Genomic DNA, 16661 nt, shown 5'->3' on the forward strand with positions numbered 1-16661 from the left:
GTGCGCGCGCGGGCCGGGGGAGGCGCCGCGCGGGGTGCGGGCTCAGGCGGCGCCGGTGCGCGACGCGAGCACGCGCCGGAACGACTCCAACCGCGCCGCGCGGGCGTCGCGGGTCGCGTCGTCGGGGGAGTCCGCCACCCAGTCGTCGAGCGCGCAGTCCGGCGCGTCGTCGAGGTGGGTGCACCCGCGCGGGCACGCGGCGGCGACGGCGTCGAGGTCCTCGAACGCGCGCAGCAGGTGGTCGACCTGTACGTGCGCGAGCCCGAACGACCGCACGCCGGGCGTGTCGATGACCCACCCGCCGCCCGGCAGGCGCAGCGCGACCGCCGACGTCGACGTGTGCCGGCCGCGCCCCGTGACGTCGTTGACGTGCCCCGTCGCGCGCCGGGCGTCGGGCACGAGCGCGTTGACGAGCGTCGACTTGCCCACGCCCGAGTGCCCGACGAACACCGACGTGCGCCCGGCCAGCGCCTCGCGCACGGCGTCGAGCGGCTCGATGGCCCAGCCCTCCGGCGCGAGACCGTCGGGCGCGCGCCGCGTGACGACGACCGAGACGCCGAGCGGCTCGTACAGCGCGCGCAGCGGCGCGGGGTCCGCGAGGTCCGCCTTGGTGAGGCACAGCAGGACGTCCATGCCGGCGTCGTACGCGGCGACGACGCACCGGTCGATCATGCGCGTGCGCGGCTCGGGCTCGGCGAGGGCGGTGACGACGACGAGCTGGTCCGCGTTGGCGACGATGACCCGCTCGTACGGGTCGGTGTCGTCGGCGGTGCGGCGTAGCACCGACGACCGCTCCTGGATGCGGACGATCCGCGCGAGCGAGCCGTCGTCCCCGGTGACGTCGCCCACCAGGTCGACGCGGTCCCCGCACACGATCCGGGTGCGCCCGAGCTCGCGCGCCTTCATCGCGAGGACCGTGCGCTCGTCCTCGGCGCCGACGGCCGTCCCGTCGTCGGTCCCGCCCACGAGCAGCGTGTACCGGCCCCGGTCCACGCCCGTGACGAACCCGGTCACCGCGTCCGCGTGCTCGGGGCGCTGCTTGGTGCGCGGGCGGCTGCCGCGCTTGCCGGGGCGCGAGCGGAAGTCGGACTCGTCCGGGACGCGGGCCATCAGCGGGCCGCCGCCCCCGAGCCGGCTGCGGGGCCCGTGCCCGAGCCGGCGCCCGGCCCGGCCGAGCCGCCGAGCATCCGCTCCCACATGCCCGCGAACCCGGGGAGCGTCTTGGCCGTCGTCGCGACGTTCTCGACGCCGACGCCCGGCACCCGCAGCCCGATGACGGCGGCCGAGGTCGCCATGCGGTGGTCGTGGTAGGTGCGGAAGACCGCGCCGTGCAGGGGGCGCGGGGTGATGACGAGCCCGTCGCGCGTCTCCTCGGCCTGCCCGCCGAGGCGCGTGATCTCGGTCGCGAGCGCGGCCAGGCGGTCGGTCTCGTGCCCGCGCAGGTGCGCGATGCCGCGCAGGCGGCTGGGCCCGTCGGCGAGGGCCGCGAGCGCGGCGATCGTGGGGGCGAGCTCGCCGGCGGCGTGGAGGTCCACGTCGACGCCGCGCACCTCGCCCGTGCCCGTCACGGTGAGCACGTCCCCGTCGAGGGACGACGTGGCGCCCATGGTCTCGAGAAGCTCGGGGACCATCGCGCCGGGCTGCGTGGTGGTCGTCGGCCAGCCCGTGACGCGCACGGTGCCCCCGGCGACGAGCGCGGCCGCGAGGAACGGCGCGGCGTTCGACAGGTCGGGCTCGACCTGCACGTCGCGCGCCGCGATCGGCCCCGGCTCGACGCGCCAGATCGCCGGGCGCGAGTCGTCGACGACGACCCCGACCTCGCGCAGGACCTCCACCGTCATCTCGATGTGCGGCATGCTCGGCAGCGTGTGCCCGACGTGCCGGACCGTGAGGCCCTGGTCGTAGCGCGCCGCCGCGAGGAGCAGCCCGGAGACGAACTGGCTCGACGCCGACGCGTCGATGTCCACGGACCCGCCGCGGACCCGGCCGCGCCCGCGCACGGTGAACGGGAGCGTCGTGGGCAGGCTGCCGCCGTCGTCGCCCGCGACCGGGACGTCCAGCGCGCTGAGCGCCGCCACCACCGGGCCCATCGGCCGCACCCGTGCGCCCTCGTCGCCGTCGAACCGCACCGCGCCGTCCGCCAGCGCCGCGACCGGCGGGAGGAAGCGCATGACCGTCCCGGCGAGGCCGCAGTCGACGTCGACCGGTCCGCGCAGGGCGCCGGGCGTCACGTGCAGCTCGGTCGGCGACGCGCCCCCCTCGATCCCCACGCCCAGCGCGCGCAGCGCCGCGATCATGAGGTCGGCGTCGCGGCTGCGCAGCGCGCCCCGCAGCGTCCCCGGGCCGTCGGCGAGCGCGGCGAGCACCAGCAGCCGGTTCGTCAGCGACTTCGACCCCGGGACCTCGACCGTCGCGTCGAGCGGCCCGCGCGCCGTGGGCGCGACCCAGGCGTCGGCCGGGGCGGGGGACGGTGCGTCGGTGGGCGCGGGGGGCTGCGTCGTCATGGCGTCCAGGCTAGTGGAGCGTCGCGGCCCGACGGCGGCCGGTCCCGCCGGGCGGACGGCTCGCCGCCGCGTGGGGCGACGCGTCAGGCGACCTTGGCGCGGACGGCGGCCCCGGCGTCGTGCACGGCGCCCGCGGTGCTGCTCGCGGCGTGCTGCGCGGCGTCCTGGGCGGCCTTGGCGGCCCGTCGTGCCGAGCGCGACACGTCCTTCGCCGTGCTCTTCGCCCCGGCGACGACGGCCTCCTGCTTCGCCTGCTTGGCGAGCGCGAGGTCGTGCCGCGCGCGCTCGAGACGCCACTGGACGCCTGGCCGGCCCTCGTAGTCGGCGCCGGCGATGAGGGCGGCCCCGATCGCACCGAGGTTCGCGACGAACTTCCGCGTGCGCTCGGTCCGCGTGGCCTCGCCGCCCGTGAACGGCTGGTTGACGACGGCCAGCGGGACCGTGAGCGCGGCGAGCGTGAGCGCGGCGGTCCGGGGCGCCTTGCCGACGGCGAGGCACAGGCCGGCGACCGCCGTCGCCGCACCGTGGGCGCGGACGAGGGTCGTCACCTGCCGCTCGCTCAGCGGGGCCTCGATCCCGACGCGCTTCTCGACGAGCTCGACGCCCGCGCGCGCGGCTCGCACGTGCTCCGCGGGCTTGAGCGCGGCCTGGACCCCGTCGTAGACGAACCACGAGGCCAGCATGGGCCTCGCGAGGTGACGCAGCAGCATCGGTTCTCTCCTCATCGCTGGTGACTCGCCGGTGCCCTGGGCGGGCGTCCTCCGGTGGGTCCCAGCCTGCCGCGCCCCCCGGGACGGCGCCACCCGCGGCGGTGCCCGGGCCGGGAATGCCTGGGGACGCTCGCGGGTTGCACCCCTCGTGACCGCCCTGCTCCAGACCCCCGCACCCGCCGCCCGGGTCGCGTCGCCGACCCCGGGGTCCCCGGCGCCGGACGCCGCGTTCGCCGCCGCGTGGTCGGTGCCGAGCCGTGCGCGGGACGCCTCATCGAACACCCAGACGAACGGGGGACTAGGCTCGTTGTTGATGACAGAGCGAATCTCCGGCAGCGACGTCTCCGGCAGCCCCGCGACGACGTCGGGAACGACGCCGGACGCCGGTGCGCCCGCCGGCACGACGCTGCCCGCCGACGCGACGGACGCCGAGGACACGAACCGCGCCCCGGAGGCCGAGAGCGACGCCGCGCGCGCCGCCCGGTTCGAGCGGGACGCCCTGCAGTACCTCGACCAGCTGTACTCCGCCGCGCTGCGCATGACGCGCAACCCCTCGGACGCCGAGGACCTGGTGCAGGAGACGTTCGCGAAGGCGTTCGCGGCGTTCCACCAGTACCGGCCGGGCACGAACCTCAAGGCGTGGCTGTACCGGATCCTCACGAACACGTTCATCAACACGTACCGCAAGAAGCAGCGCGAGCCGCAGCAGGCGCAGACGGACGACGTCGAGGACTGGCAGATCGCGCGCGCGGCGTCGCACACGTCGCAGGGGCTGCGCTCGGCCGAGGCGGAGGCGCTCGACCGCCTGCCCGACTCGGACGTCAAGCGCGCGCTCCAGGAGCTCCCCGAGGACCGGCGCATGGTCGTGTACTACGCCGACGTCGAGGGCTTCCCGTACAAGGAGATCGCGGAGATCATGGGGACACCGATCGGCACGGTCATGTCCCGCCTGCACCGAGGCAGGCGCCAGCTGCGCGAGCTGCTGGCCGACTACGCCGCGAGGCGAGGACTGGTGGGCGCGAAGAGCCCCGGAGGTGAGTCGTGAGCACGTCAGAGACCCGTGAGCCCGGACGGGGTCCGGTCGAGGAGCCGGTGACCCCGATCCCGCACTCGACCGCGGGCGAGTCCGAGTGCGAGCACGCGCTCACGCACCTGTACGAGTACCTGGACTCCGAGATGACGCCCGACGACGAGCTGCGCATGCGCCAGCACGTCGCGCACTGCTCGCCGTGCCTGGCCGAGCTGAGCGTCGAGGAGCTCGTCAAGCAGCTCGTGCGCCGCTCGTGCCACGAGAAGGCGCCGGCGGGCCTGCGGGAGCGCATCCACACGCAGCTCACCGTGATGGTCACGACGACGACGGTCGTCGAGACCCGCTGACCGCGGCACGCGGCGCGGATCCCCGGGCCGCGCGCGGGGCGAGACACGAGAGAGGGCCCGGACCGACGATGTCGGTCCGGGCCCTCTCCACGTTGCTCCCCCTCGCGGGGGCTGCGCCGTCTCAGGCGTTGGGGCGCTTGCCGTGGTTCGCGGCGTTGCCCTTGCGGCTGCGACGCTTGCGTCCGCGCTTGCTCATGGTGTTCTCCTGACGGTCGGGGAGTGCTGCCGGTCTCGGCGGTTCTCGACGGGTGTCGACGTGGAACGACCGGTCTCGGCGTGTCCAGTCCGTCTCCCATGGTCCCACACGCGACCCCTTGTCACGGTCGAGCACGCGATATATCGTGTCTGGCAGAACGAGATATATCGCGAGTGCCCTCCTGGCCGACCCCGGCCGCCCCGGCGCGCGCGGCGACCAGGACGGAGCGCGGGATGACGCAGGAGCTCTGGACCCTCACCGGTCCGCAGGCCATCGACCTCGCGCTCGTGCGCCGGCTCGACGCGACGATGATCGGCGGGCGCATCGACGTCGTCGCGCACGAGGACCCGGCCCGGACCGACGCGCGCGTCGAGGTGCACTCCGTGAGCGGGCGCGCGCTCGAGGTGCGGCTCGACGGGACGACGCTCCGGGTGGGCTACGGCCCGTTCGAGGCGGGCTGGAAGGGCTTCCTCGAGCGCTTCCGCACGTACACCGGCAAGGACTCGGCGGAGGTCCACGTCGCCGTCCCGGCGGGCGTGCAGGTCGAGGTCGCGACGGTCCAGGGCGAGGCGCTCGTCGCGGGCGCCCGCGAGGGCGTGCGGCTCGCGACCGTGTCCGGCGCCGTGATGACGAGCCGGACGCGCGGCCCGCTGCGCGTCGACACCGTCTCCGGCGAGGTCGCCGCGAGCGAGCACGACGGCCCGGTCCGGATGGAGACCGTCTCGGGCGGCCTCACCGCCACGGGCGCACTGCGCTCGCTGCGGCTCGACTCGGTCTCCGGCTCCGTGACCGTGGACACGCGCACGACCCCGGACGAGATCACGGTGAGCGCCGTCTCCGCCGACGTGCTCGTGCGCCTGCCCGACCCGGACGCGATGGACTACGCCGTGCGCTGCCTCAGCGGCCGGCTCGTGGTCGACGGCGAGGAGCAGCGCGGGTCCGCGCGCTCCTTCCACCGCGCGGCGCGGCGCGGCGCGGGGGCGCCCGTCCGCGTCTCCGCCGTCTCGGGCGACGTCACCGTCCTGCGGGGGACGGCCGGGGCGCCGTCCGCCCCGGCCGACGCGCCCCCGGTGCAGGACGCGGCCCCCGACGCCCCGGCGTGGGGCAGCCCCGGCGCTCCCGCCGGGCGGCCGGCTCCCGCGAGCGGCCCGGTGGACCGCTGATGGCCACCGTCTTCGCCCACGGCCAGCTCCGGCTCTACCTGCTCGCGCTCCTCGCGTCGGGCCCCAAGCACGGGTACGAGCTCATCACCGAGCTCTCCGAGCGGTTCGGGGGCACCTACCGCCCGAGCGCCGGGACGATCTACCCGCGCCTCGCGCGGCTCGAGGACGAGGGCCTCGTCCACCGCAGCGCCGACGGGCGCAAGACGACGTACGAGCTGACCCCCGCGGGGCGCGCCGAGATCGAGGCGCGACGCGCGGACGTCGCGGCGCTCGAGCACGGCATCGCCGAGACGGTGCGCCAGCGCGCCGAGGCGCTGCGCGCCGACGTGCAGGGGTCGCTGCGCGGGCTGCGCGCCGAGCTCGCGGCCGCCGCCCAGACCGCCCGCGCCCGTCCGCGCGACGGCGAGCCCGACACCCGTCGCCGCGAGTCGACCGCGCGGCGCGCCGAGGCCGAGGCCGTGCTCCAGCGGTTCCGCGACGAGCTCCGTGCGGACCTGCGCCGGGCCGACGCGACCGGCGGCGTGCCCGAGCTGACGGTCGACACCCTGCGCACCGTGCTCGACAGCGCCCGCCGGGCCGTGCGGGCGACCCTGCCCTGACGGACGATCCCAGAACCCGCAACGACCGACCACGCACCAGAGAACCGAACGAGGAGAAGCGCATGAGCACCGAGTCCTGGGTCATCAACGCCCCCCGGAGCGTCGACGTCGCGGACGTCCGGCGCGTCGTCGTCCAGCTCACGGACGGGTCGGTCGACGTCGTCGCCGACCCCGGCCGCGAGAGCGGGGCGCACCTCGACGTGAGCGAGGTGTCGGAGCGCCCGCTGCAGGTGAGCGTGCACGACGGCGAGCTGCGCGTCGGGTACGACTTCGCCGGCATCGAGGGCCTCGTCGACCGCGCGAAGGGCCTGCGCGACAAGGACCGCGCCGTCGTGCGGGTCACCGTGCCCGCGAACGTGCCGCTCAAGGTGACGACCGCGCGCGCCGCGGCGACCGTCGTCGGGACGCGCGCCGACGTGTCCGTCACGACCGGGACCGGCGCCGTCCGCGTCCAGGGGGTCTCCGGCACGGCGTCGGTCCGCACGGCCACCGGGTCCGTCGACGTCGGCGAGCACGTGGGCGACGTCCACGTGAGCACGGCGTCCGGCACCGTCACGCTCGGCGGGACGCTCGGGCGCGTGTCGGTCAACACCGTCACGAGCGGCGTCGAGGTCGTCGCGCGCGAGAGCACCCCGCTCGTCGACGCGCGCACGGTCTCCGGCGACGTGGCGGTGCGTCTCGGCGCCGGCTCGGCCGTGAACCTCAAGGCCCGCAGCGTCACCGGCAAGGCCGTGCTCGACGGCGTGCGCCTCGACTCCAGCGCCCAGCGCACCACGTCCGTCGACCACGTCGACCAGCACGGCGCCGGCGGCGCCTACGTGTCGGCGAGCACCGTGTCGGGCGACCTCACGGTCTCGCGCGGCTGAGCGGCGCCGCTCCGGCGGCGGGGGGGAGGCATGGTCGGCGACCATGCCTCCCCCTCGCGCGTCCGCCCCTGCTGGTGCGGGTGCCGACGCAGGCTCAGACGGTGTCGTCGGGCAGGCCGAGCCACGCGTGCCAGCCGGTGTGCAGCACGAGCCACGCCATGAGCCCGTAGCCCGCCTGGCCGGGGAAGCCGTTCCCGCTCTGCGCGAGGTCGGCGAGCCACTGCTCGTGCGTGACGAGCGGGCTGAACGTGTCGACGTAGGGCACCCGGCGCCGGTTCGCGACGTCGGAGAACGCGTGGGACAGCTCGGCGAGGCGCTCCGCGTCCTGCGCGTGCCCGGGCGGCGGCCCGACGACGAACGTGGGCAGGCGATGGGACTCCGCGACGTCGAGCACGTTCGCGAGGTTGAGGCGCGAGCGCGCGACCGACAGCCCCGCGTCGAGGTCGTGGCGGCCGAGGCCGATGACGAGGCGGTTGTCGACGTCCGGCTCGGGGGAGAACCGCCGCGCGGTCTCCGCCTCCCAGCGCTGGCTGAGCGCCGTCGTCGTCTCGCCGGGGATGGCGAGCGGGAACACGTACGCCGGCTGGGGGAAGCGCGTGCGCGCGACGACGCGCCCCGCCCACCCCAGGGCTTTCGCGTCGCCGACGCCGGCGCTCAGCTCGTCGCCGACGACGCAGATCCGTACCTCACGACTCACCGCGTCTTCCACGAGCGCCATTCTCCCCGACGCGGGGCGCGCGGGTCGATCCGAGCCGGTGCGGACGGCGTGGGGGGTTGGGAAGGGGGTTGAAATCGAAGCGGACGCCTCAGAGCAGCGTCGCTCCCCAGGTCACCTCGTGCGACGCCCCGGGCTCGAGCCGGACGAGGCGGTCGCCCGTGCGGAACGCGTCCGCGATGCAGCTCATCGGCTCGGCGGCGACGCCGGTGCGGCGGAACGCGACGTCGCCCACGTGGTCGCCCGTGCAGACCTGCCACGTGTCCATCGAGCCGTCCATCCACACCGCTGCCGTGCGGTCGTCGGGTGCGGTGAGGCGGATCCAGGACAGCCCGTCCTCGTCGCGCAGGACGTCGACGTACGCGTCGTCGAGGTCGACGCCCGCGAGCGGGCGCGGCTCGCGCAGGTCGAACGTGCCGGCGGCGGGCTCGGTGCCGGTCGGCAGGAGGCGCTCGTCGGTCGTGACACGCGTCGCGGCGTCCAGGCGCAGCGTGCACGCGTCGAGGTCCGCGCCGTCGGCCGAGAGCCACGGGTGGAACCCGACGCCGTACGGCGCGGTCGCGCTCCCGACGTTCGTCGTGCGGACGTGGACGCGCAGCCCCGCGTCGTCGAGCGAGTACGTCACGCGCGCGACGAGGTCGAACGGGTAGCCGGGGGACGGCGGCAGGTGCAGCTCGAGCGTCGCGTGCGCGGCCTCGTGCTCGACGACCGTCCAGCGCTGCCAGCACGCGAGGCCGTGCAGCGCTGTCCCGCGGTCCGGCTCCGAGATCGGGACCTGGTACGTCGTGCCGTCGACCGTGTACTGCCCGTCGCGCAGCCGGTTGGGCCAGGGGAGCAGGACGGCGCCGTTGAACGCGGGCGAGACCTCGTCCTCGCCGAAGGGCGTGAAGACCGGCCGACCCCCCACCGCGTACTCGCGGACGGCCGCTCCGACCTCGGTGATCGTCGCTGCGTGGTCGCCGTGGGCGATGCGGACCTGGGTCCCCGAGGGGGCATGGGTGTTCACGCTCACATACGGTACTCGGCGTGCGCGGGTGCGCGATGCGCCCGCGCCCGTCAGACTCGGTGCCCGGGTGTGTCTTCCGGCGCACCCGACGCAGCACGAGGAGGAACGATGGAACGACAGGTGCTCGGGCGGACGGGACGGCTCGTCTCGGTCGTCGGACTGGGAACCTGGCAGCTCGGCGCCGACTGGGGCGACGTGAGCGAGGACGACGCGCGTGCCGTCCTCGACGCCTCCGCGCAGGCCGGCGTGACGTTCTTCGACACCGCGGACGTCTACGGCGACGGGCGCAGCGAGCAGATCATCGGCTCCTACCTCGCCGACAACCCCGGCCACGGGATCACGGTCGCCACGAAGATGGGCCGCCGGGAGCCGCAGGACTCCGACAACTACACGCTCGCGAAGTTCCGCGAGTGGGTCGACCGCTCGCGCCGCAACCTGCGGACCGACCGGCTCGACCTCGTGCAGCTGCACTGCCCGCCGACCGCCGTCTACTCGCGCGACGAGGTCTACGACGGCCTCGACACGCTCGTCGCCGAGGGCGCGATCGCGAGCTACGGCGTGAGCGTCGAGACGGTGGACGAGGCGCTCACCGCCATCGCGCGCCCCGGCGTCGCCACGGTCCAGATCATCCTCAACGCGTTCCGGCTCAAGCCGCTCGACGCGGTGCTGCCCGCGGCGTCCGACGCCGGCGTCGGCGTCATCGCGCGCGTCCCGCTCGCGTCCGGGCTGCTGTCCGGGAAGTACACGAAGGACACGACGTTCGCCGCGGACGACCACCGCACGTACAACCGTGACGGCAGCGCGTTCGACGTGGGCGAGACGTTCTCCGGCGTCGACTTCGAGACCGGCGTCCAGGCGGCGGCCGAGTTCACCACGCTCGTGCACGACGTCGTCGGGCAGGACCTCACCCCGGCCCAGGTGGCCATCGCGTGGGTCTGGCAGCAGCCCGGCGTGTCGACGGTCATCCCCGGCGCGCGCAACATCGAGCAGGCGCGCTCGAACGCCGCCGCGGGCGACGCCGACGTCCTCGGCCCCCTCTTCACGTCCGGCGTGCGCGAGATCTACGACCGCTACCTGCGCGAGAAGATCCACGACCGCTGGTAAGTCCCGCGAGGTCGACCCGCGCGTCGCCTCGTCGGCCTCCTGAGGGCCGATCTCGGGCGCTCGGGTCGACCTCACCACTCCCGGCCGGGGCCCGCGCGAGCCGCGCCGGCGGGCGACGGACGCACCGACGACGAAGGCCCCCTCCGTGCGGAGGGGGCCTTCGCCGTGCGCGGGTCGTGCGGGCCGGTCAGCGGGCGAACGCCTGCTCCAGCAGCACGGCCTGCTGCGCCTGGTGCTTCTTGGCCGTGCCGGCGGCCGTGGAGGCCGACGCCGGGCGCGAGACCACGCTCACGCGCGGCAGGTCCTCGGGCAGGTTGATGTGCACGAACGACCAGGCGCCCTGGTTCTCGGGCTCGTCCTGGACCCAGACGACCTCGGCGCCCGGGTACTTCGCGAGCTCGGCCCGGATGCCGTCGACGTCGAGCGGGTACAGCTGCTCGAGGCGGACCAGCGCCACGCCCTCGTCGCCGCGCTTGGTGCGCTCGGCGAGCAGGTCGTAGTAGACGCGGCCCGTGCACAGGAGCACGCGGTCGACCTTCGCCGGGTCGGCCGACGCGTCCGGGATCACCGGGCGGAACGTACCGGTGGTGAAGTCCTCGACGCTCGACGCGGCGGCCTTGAGGCGCAGCAGCTGCTTCGGCGTGAAGACGATGAGCGGACGGCGCGGGCGGGCGTACGCCTGCCGGCGGAGCAGGTGGAAGTACGACGCCGGCGTGGACGGCTGCGCGACCGTCATGTTGTCCTCGGCAGCGAGCTGGAGGAAGCGCTCGATGCGCGCGGACGAGTGGTCCGGCCCCTGGCCCTCGTAGCCGTGGGGGAGGAGCATGACGACCGAGGAGTACTGGCCCCACTTCTGCTCGGCGGACGAGATGAACTCGTCGATCACCGTCTGGGCGCCGTTGACGAAGTCGCCGAACTGCGCCTCCCAGAGCACGAGCGCGTCGGGGCGCTCGACCGAGTAGCCGTACTCGAACCCGAGCGCGGCGTACTCCGAGAGCGAGGAGTCGTAGACCCAGAACTTCGCCTGGTCCGCCGACAGGTAGAGCAGCGGCGTCCACTCGGCGCCCGTCTCGCGGTCGTGCAGGACGGCGTGACGCTGCACGAACGTGCCGCGGCGCGAGTCCTGGCCGGCGAGGCGTACCGGGGTGCCCTCGACGAGGAGCGAGCCGAACGCGGCGAGCTCGCCGAAGCCCCAGTCGATGTTGCCCTCGACGGACATCTGCCGACGCTTCTCGAGGAGCTGCGCGAGCTTGGGGTGGACGGTGAAGCCCTCCGGCGGCGCGACGTGCACCTGGCCGACGCGCTCGAGGACCGAGCGGTCGATCGCCGTCTTCCAGCCGACCATCGTGCCGGCGTCCTCGAGCTGGGACTCCGGGCGCTCGAGACCGGCGACCGGCTCGCGGTCCGCGGCGGGCGTGAACCCGCCCTCCTTGGTCTCCGTGAAGACGCGCTCGAGCTGGGCCTGGTAGTCCTGGAGGACGTGCTCGGCCTCCTCGAGCGTGATGTCCCCGCGCGCGACGAGGTTCTCGGTGTACAGCTTGCGCACCGAGCGCTTCGCCTCGATGAGGTTGTACATGAGCGGCTGCGTCATCGAGGGGTCGTCGCCCTCGTTGTGACCGCGGCGGCGGTAGCAGATCATGTCGATGATCACGTCGCGGTCGAACTGCTCGCGGAACGCGAAGGCGAGCTCGGCGACGCGCACGCACGCCTCGGGGTCGTCGCCGTTCACGTGGAAGATCGGGACCTGGTAGCCCTTGGCGACGTCCGTCGCGTACGTCGTCGAGCGCGACGACGACGGGCCCGTGGTGAAGCCGACCTGGTTGTTGATGATGACGTGCACGGTGCCGCCGGTGCGGTACCCGCGCAGCTGCGCGAGGTTGAGCACCTCGGGCACGACGCCCTGGCCCGCGAAGGCCGCGTCGCCGTGGATGAGGATCGGCAGCACGGAGAACCCGTCGCCGCCCAGGTCGATGCGGTCCTGCTTGGCGCGCACGATGCCCTCGAGCACCGGGTCGACCGCCTCCAGGTGGGAGGGGTTCGCCGCGAGGTAGACCTTCGTGGTCGCGCCGGTCTCGGCCGTGAAGACGCCCTCGGTGCCGAGGTGGTACTTCACGTCGCCCGAGCCCTGGACGCTCTTCGGGTCGAGGTTGCCCTCGAACTCGGCGAAGATCTGCGCGTAGCTCTTGCCCGCGATGTTGGCGAGCACGTTGAGCCGCCCGCGGTGCGCCATGCCGATGCCGACCTCGTCGAGGCCGTTCTCCGCGGCCTTCGACAGGATCGCGTCGAGCAGCGGGATGAGCGCCTCGCCGCCCTCGAGCGAGAAGCGCTTCTGCCCGACGAACTTCGTCTGCAGGAACGTCTCGAACGCCTCGGCGGAGTTGAGGCGGCGCAGGATGCGGAGCTGGTCCTCGCGCGGCGTGCGCGCGTACCCGGACTCGAGGCGCTCCTGGAGCCACTTGCGCTGCGTGCGGTCGGCGAGGTGCATGTACTCGACGCCGACGGTGCGGCAGTAGGAGTCGCGCAGCAGGCCGAGGATGTCGCGCAGCGTCGACTTGGTCCGGCCGCCGAACCCACCCGTGGGGAACGTGCGGTCGAGGTCCCACAGCGTCATGCCGTGGTTCTGGATGTCCAGGTCGCCGTGCTTGCGCTGGCGGTACGCGAGCGGGTCGGTGTCCGCCATGAGGTGCCCGCGCGAGCGGTAGGAGTGGACCAGCTCGGCGATCTTGGCGGGCTTGGCCGCCTCGATCTCGGCGTCCGTCGTGTTGTCGCGGACCCAGCGCACCGGCTCGTAGGGGATGCGCAGCGCGGCGAACACGCGGTCGTAGAAGCCGTCCTCGCCGAGGAGCTTCTGCGACAGGATGCGCAGGAACTCGCCGGACTGCGCACCCTGGATGATGCGGTGGTCGTAGGTCGACGTGATCGTCAGGACCTTCGAGATGCCCAGTCGGGCGAGCCGCTCGGTCGAGGCGCCCGCGAACTCCGCCGGGTAGTCCATCGCGCCGACGCCGATGATCGTGCCCTGGCCCTGCATGAGGCGCGGCACGGAGTGCACGGTGCCGATGCCGCCCGGGTTGGTCAGCGAGATCGTGGTGCCCGCGAAGTCGTCGACGCCGAGCTTGCCGCCGCGCGCACGGCGCACGAGGTCCTCGTAGGCCGCCCAGAACTGGGCGAAGTCCATCGTCTCGGCCTTCTTGATGCTCGGCACGAGGAGCTGGCGCGAGCCGTCCGGCTTGGCCAGGTCGATCGCGAGCCCGAAGTTCACGTGCGCGGGCTGGTTGATCGCGGGCTTGCCCTCGATCTGCGTGTAGCTCGCGTTCATCACCGGCATGTCGGCCAGCGCCTCGACGAGCGCGAACCCGATGAGGTGCGTGAACGAGATCTTGCCGCCGCGACCGCGCGCGAGGTGGTTGTTGATGACGATGCGGTTGTCGACCATGAGCTTGGCCGGCACCGCGCGGACCGACGTCGCCGTCGGCACCTGGATGCTGGCCTCCATGTTCGTCACGACGCGCGCGGCCGGGCCGCGGAGCTTCTGCACGTCGTCCGTGGCCTCGTCCTCGGGCGCGGGGGCGCCGGCGACCTTGCGAGCGGGCACCTGGGCGTACGGCGCCGTCGCGGGCTGGGCGGTCGCGACGGGGCGCGACGCGTGGACGGCCTCGACCGCGGCGTTGACCGCCGGGTCGGCCGGGAGCTTCGGCGGCTTGACGCGCTGCGCGGCCTCGGCGGCGGCCGAGCCGTCGGTCACGGCGGTCGGCGCTGCCGGAGCCGGCGCGGCGGGGGCGGGCGCGGCGGGCGCCGCCGGAGCGGACGAGCCGTTCACCGGCGCCGCGGCCGGGCGGGCCCCGTTCGCGGGCGCTGCGGGGGCGTCGCTCGTGGTGTCGGCGTCCGAGCGCTCCGCAGGGCGGTAGTCCTCGAAGAAGTCCCACCACGCGGGGTCCACCGCGTTCTTGTCCTGGAGGTACTGCTCGTACAGCTCGTCGACGAGCCACTCGTTCGCTCCGAACACGGAGCTTGCGTCGCTGATCGCCTCTGACTCAGCCTTCGGGGACACGCGAGGATCGCCCACTTTCACACACAGGTCGCTGTCGGTCACAGCCCGCGACCGTGGCACGACGGCGCACCGCTCCTGCGGCGCCCCCGACGTCGGCACGGGCTCGTCCGGGTTCCGGACCACTCCAGCCTAGGCCCTCGTCGTCGGCCTCGGGGGTTGGGCGGAGCGTTCCGGCGCGGCCTGTTCGCGGGTTCTTCACGCCGTGTCTGGGCCAGGCAAACGCGACCCCACGCGCACCTCGTCAGAGGGCAAGATCGCGGAATTCCACGCCATCCCGAGGTATCTCCGCGCGACGGTGTGACGCATCTCACCCAGGGGTGCGCGCTGGTGCGCGCGCTGTCAGGACGGGGTCACCGCACGTCGGGGTGCGCCGCGTACGACGTGTCGCCGTCCTCGGGCGGGAACGGCGCGGAGCCCGCGTGCGCGGGCAGGGTGACCCGCATCGTCGCCCCGCGGCGCGAGTCCGCGACCTCGATCCGGCCGCCGTGCAGGTCCACCGCCCAGCGCACGATCGCGAGCCCGATCCCCGTGCCGCCCGTCGAGCCGCCCGTCGTCGTGTGCGCGCCCGTCGCGCTGGCCCGGGCGAACCGCTCGAAGATCCGCTCGCGGTCCTCCTTGGCGATCCCCGGCCCCTCGTCCACGACCTCGAGCACGACGTCGTCGTCCACCGGGTACGCCTCGAGCCGGATCTCCCCGCCCTGCGGCGAGTGGCGGATCGCGTTCTGCAGGAGGTTGGTCACCACCTGGTGCAGCCGCTCGCGGTCCGCCTCGAGCACGAGGTCCGGGGGCGTGACGTCGACGACGTAGCGCAGCTGCTTGCCCGCCTCGACCATCGACACGGCCTCGGCGTTCTCCTCGAGGAAGTCGCCGACGTCGATCTGCGTGATGTTGAGCGCCGCCGCGCCCGCCTCGATGCGCGACAGGTCCAGGAGGTACGCGACGAGCCGCGTGAGGCGCTCGGTCTGCGCGAGCGACATCTCCATCGTCGCGGGCGTCGGGGGCGTCACGCCGTCCACGACGTTCTCGAGCTGGGCCTGCAGCGCGGCGATCGGGGTGCGCAGCTCGTGCGAGACGTTGGCGATGAGCTCGCGGCGCACCTGGTCGCTCGTCGCGAGGTCCTCCGCCATGACGTTGAACGCCACCGCGAGCTGCCCGACCTCGTCCCGGCTCGTCGCGCGCACCCGGCGCGTGTAGTCGCCGTCGGCCATCGCGCGGGCGGCGGCGGTCATCTCCCGCAGGGGGGACGTCATGCCGCGCGCGAGGAGCTGCGTGAGCAGCAGCGAGAGCACGATCGCGAGCGGGAACGTGCGTGACGGCCCGAGCTGGTTCTGCAGCCCGATCCACGTGATGAGGACGGCGAGCGTCACCGTCGCGGCGACGAGCACCCCGAGCTTGATCTTCAGCGACCGGAACGAGTCGAGCGGTCGGACGTCCGGCAGGTGCGGGCGGATCGTGTGGGCCCGGTGCGGTCCCGGCCGCGCCGGGCCGGGAGCCTGCGCCCGCCCCTGGTCCGTGCCGTCGGCGGGGTCGGTGGGGTCGGCAGCGGGGGAGGAGGTCATCCGGCGGGCGGCTCGAACGCGTAGCCGACGCCGTGGACCGTGCGGATGAGGTCCGCACCGAGCTTGCGGCGCAGCGCCTTGATGTGGGAGTCGACGGTGCGCGTCCCGCTGGCGTCCGCCCAGTCCCACACCTCGGCGAGCAGGCGCTCGCGCGTGAGGACCGTCTTCGGCGAGCTCGCGAGCATGACGAGCAGCTCGAACTCGGTGGGCGTGAGGTGGACCTCCTCGCCCGCGCGGTAGACGCGGCGCTGGGCCTTGTCGATCGTCACGTCGCCCACCGTCATGGGCGGGTCGCTCGGGGCGGAGCTCGCGGCCTGCGTGGCGCGGTCGACGCGCCGCAGCAGTGCCTTGATGCGCGCGACGAGCTCGCGCATGGAGAACGGCTTCGTCATGTAGTCGTCCGCGCCGACGCCGAGCCCGATGAGCATGTCGGTCTCGTCGTCGCGCGCGGTGAGCATGAGGATCGGGACGGGCTGCTCCGCCTGGATGCGGCGCGTGACCTCGAGCCCGTCGATGCCCGGGAGCATGACGTCGAGGACGATCGCGTCCGGGCGCAGCCGCGTCGCGGCGTCGACGGCGGACAGACCGTCCCGCGCGACCTCGACGCGCCAGCCCTCGGCGCTCAGCCGCTGGGCGATGGCGGTCGCGATGGCCGGCTCGTCCTCGACGACGAGGACCGTGGCCGCCTGCTGCGGGGTGCCGCCACCGGCCACCGGCGCGGTCGTGGGCACGGGCCCGCGGCCGGGGACGGGACCGGCCCCCGCGCCGGTCGGTGCTGCGCTCGCTGCCCTCGGATCTGCCATGGGATACA

15 protein-coding genes are annotated in these 16661 nt (G+C 74.4%); 6 read left to right on the forward strand and 9 right to left on the reverse strand.

Features of this window, described 5'->3' with window-relative positions; all coding sequences use genetic code 11:
• Positions 1-42: 42 nt before the first annotated feature.
• The 3 genes from rsgA to AC3WT4_RS11065 all read right to left on the reverse strand — a co-directional run bounded on the left by rsgA (position 43) and on the right by AC3WT4_RS11065 (position 3214).
• The gene (gene rsgA / locus AC3WT4_RS11055; protein WP_257417829.1) at positions 43-1110 is read right to left on the reverse strand and encodes a ribosome small subunit-dependent GTPase A; all 1068 of its coding nucleotides are present in this window, start codon (positions 1108-1110) and stop codon (positions 43-45) included.
• A complete protein-coding gene (gene aroA / locus AC3WT4_RS11060; RefSeq protein WP_492315449.1) occupies positions 1110-2504 on the reverse strand; it encodes a 3-phosphoshikimate 1-carboxyvinyltransferase in 1395 nt (464 codons plus the stop codon). Before aroA ends, rsgA begins: the two co-directional genes overlap by 1 nt.
• Positions 2505-2587: 83 nt before the next feature.
• Positions 2588-3214 carry a DoxX family membrane protein gene (locus AC3WT4_RS11065; protein ID WP_492315450.1) on the reverse strand — a complete coding sequence of 209 codons (627 nt, stop codon included), beginning with the start codon at positions 3212-3214 and terminating at the stop codon, positions 2588-2590.
• A gap of 313 nt (positions 3215-3527) precedes the next feature.
• Here AC3WT4_RS11065 and AC3WT4_RS11070 point away from each other — a divergent pair, with 313 nt between their 5' ends.
• Together AC3WT4_RS11070 and rsrA are read left to right on the forward strand one after the other, a co-directional pair.
• Positions 3528-4259, forward strand: coding sequence for a sigma-70 family RNA polymerase sigma factor (locus AC3WT4_RS11070; protein WP_228075465.1), 732 nt, complete (start codon positions 3528-3530; stop codon positions 4257-4259).
• Complete coding sequence (gene rsrA, locus AC3WT4_RS11075) at positions 4256-4591, forward strand: mycothiol system anti-sigma-R factor (RefSeq protein WP_021483111.1); 336 nt, start codon at positions 4256-4258, stop codon at positions 4589-4591. Before AC3WT4_RS11070 ends, rsrA begins: the two co-directional genes overlap by 4 nt.
• 121 nt (positions 4592-4712) lie before the next feature.
• Here rsrA and AC3WT4_RS11080 read toward each other — a convergent pair whose 3' ends face one another.
• Complete coding sequence (locus tag AC3WT4_RS11080) at positions 4713-4787, reverse strand: 50S ribosomal protein bL37 (RefSeq protein WP_099052597.1); 75 nt, start codon at positions 4785-4787, stop codon at positions 4713-4715.
• Positions 4788-5020: 233 nt separating this feature from the next.
• Between AC3WT4_RS11080 and AC3WT4_RS11085 the strand changes: the two genes are divergently transcribed.
• From AC3WT4_RS11085 to AC3WT4_RS11095, 3 genes are all read left to right on the forward strand, one after another.
• Positions 5021-5950, forward strand: a complete 930-nt coding sequence (locus AC3WT4_RS11085; protein ID WP_492315451.1) for a DUF4097 family beta strand repeat-containing protein — start codon at positions 5021-5023, stop codon at positions 5948-5950.
• Complete coding sequence (locus tag AC3WT4_RS11090) at positions 5950-6549, forward strand: PadR family transcriptional regulator (protein ID WP_108051657.1); 600 nt, start codon at positions 5950-5952, stop codon at positions 6547-6549. The genes AC3WT4_RS11085 and AC3WT4_RS11090 overlap by 1 nt, the downstream gene beginning before the upstream one ends.
• A 62-nt stretch (positions 6550-6611) precedes the next feature.
• Complete coding sequence (locus AC3WT4_RS11095; RefSeq protein ID WP_074807571.1) at positions 6612-7415, forward strand: DUF4097 family beta strand repeat-containing protein; 804 nt, start codon at positions 6612-6614, stop codon at positions 7413-7415.
• Between the two features lie 94 nt (positions 7416-7509).
• Here AC3WT4_RS11095 and AC3WT4_RS11100 read toward each other — a convergent pair whose 3' ends face one another.
• Positions 7510-8133 (reverse strand): GDSL-type esterase/lipase family protein, encoded by a 624-nt coding sequence (locus AC3WT4_RS11100; RefSeq protein ID WP_031316757.1) that lies wholly within the window; start codon positions 8131-8133, stop codon positions 7510-7512.
• An 88-nt stretch (positions 8134-8221) separates the two neighbouring features.
• Positions 8222-9136, reverse strand: a complete 915-nt coding sequence (locus tag AC3WT4_RS11105; protein WP_492315452.1) for an aldose 1-epimerase family protein — start codon at positions 9134-9136, stop codon at positions 8222-8224.
• A 108-nt stretch (positions 9137-9244) separates the two neighbouring features.
• Here AC3WT4_RS11105 and AC3WT4_RS11110 point away from each other — a divergent pair, with 108 nt between their 5' ends.
• Entirely contained in the window at positions 9245-10240 is a 996-nt protein-coding gene (locus tag AC3WT4_RS11110) for an aldo/keto reductase (RefSeq protein WP_492315453.1), read from the forward strand.
• Positions 10241-10427: 187 nt separating this feature from the next.
• Here the strand turns inward: AC3WT4_RS11110 and AC3WT4_RS11115 are convergent, their stop codons facing one another.
• From AC3WT4_RS11115 to AC3WT4_RS11125, 3 genes are all read right to left on the reverse strand, one after another.
• A complete protein-coding gene (locus AC3WT4_RS11115; RefSeq protein ID WP_428978468.1) occupies positions 10428-14246 on the reverse strand; it encodes a multifunctional oxoglutarate decarboxylase/oxoglutarate dehydrogenase thiamine pyrophosphate-binding subunit/dihydrolipoyllysine-residue succinyltransferase subunit in 3819 nt (1272 codons plus the stop codon).
• 395 nt (positions 14247-14641) lie between these two features.
• A complete protein-coding gene (locus AC3WT4_RS11120; RefSeq protein ID WP_400113025.1) occupies positions 14642-15850 on the reverse strand; it encodes a sensor histidine kinase in 1209 nt (402 codons plus the stop codon).
• On the reverse strand, positions 15847-16653 hold the full coding sequence (locus tag AC3WT4_RS11125; RefSeq protein WP_228088118.1) for a response regulator transcription factor: 807 nt from the start codon (positions 16651-16653) through the stop codon (positions 15847-15849). Before AC3WT4_RS11125 ends, AC3WT4_RS11120 begins: the two co-directional genes overlap by 4 nt.
• Positions 16654-16661 lie beyond the last annotated feature (8 nt).

The organism is Cellulosimicrobium sp. EB106-03-01-XG111 (assembly GCF_058792115.1).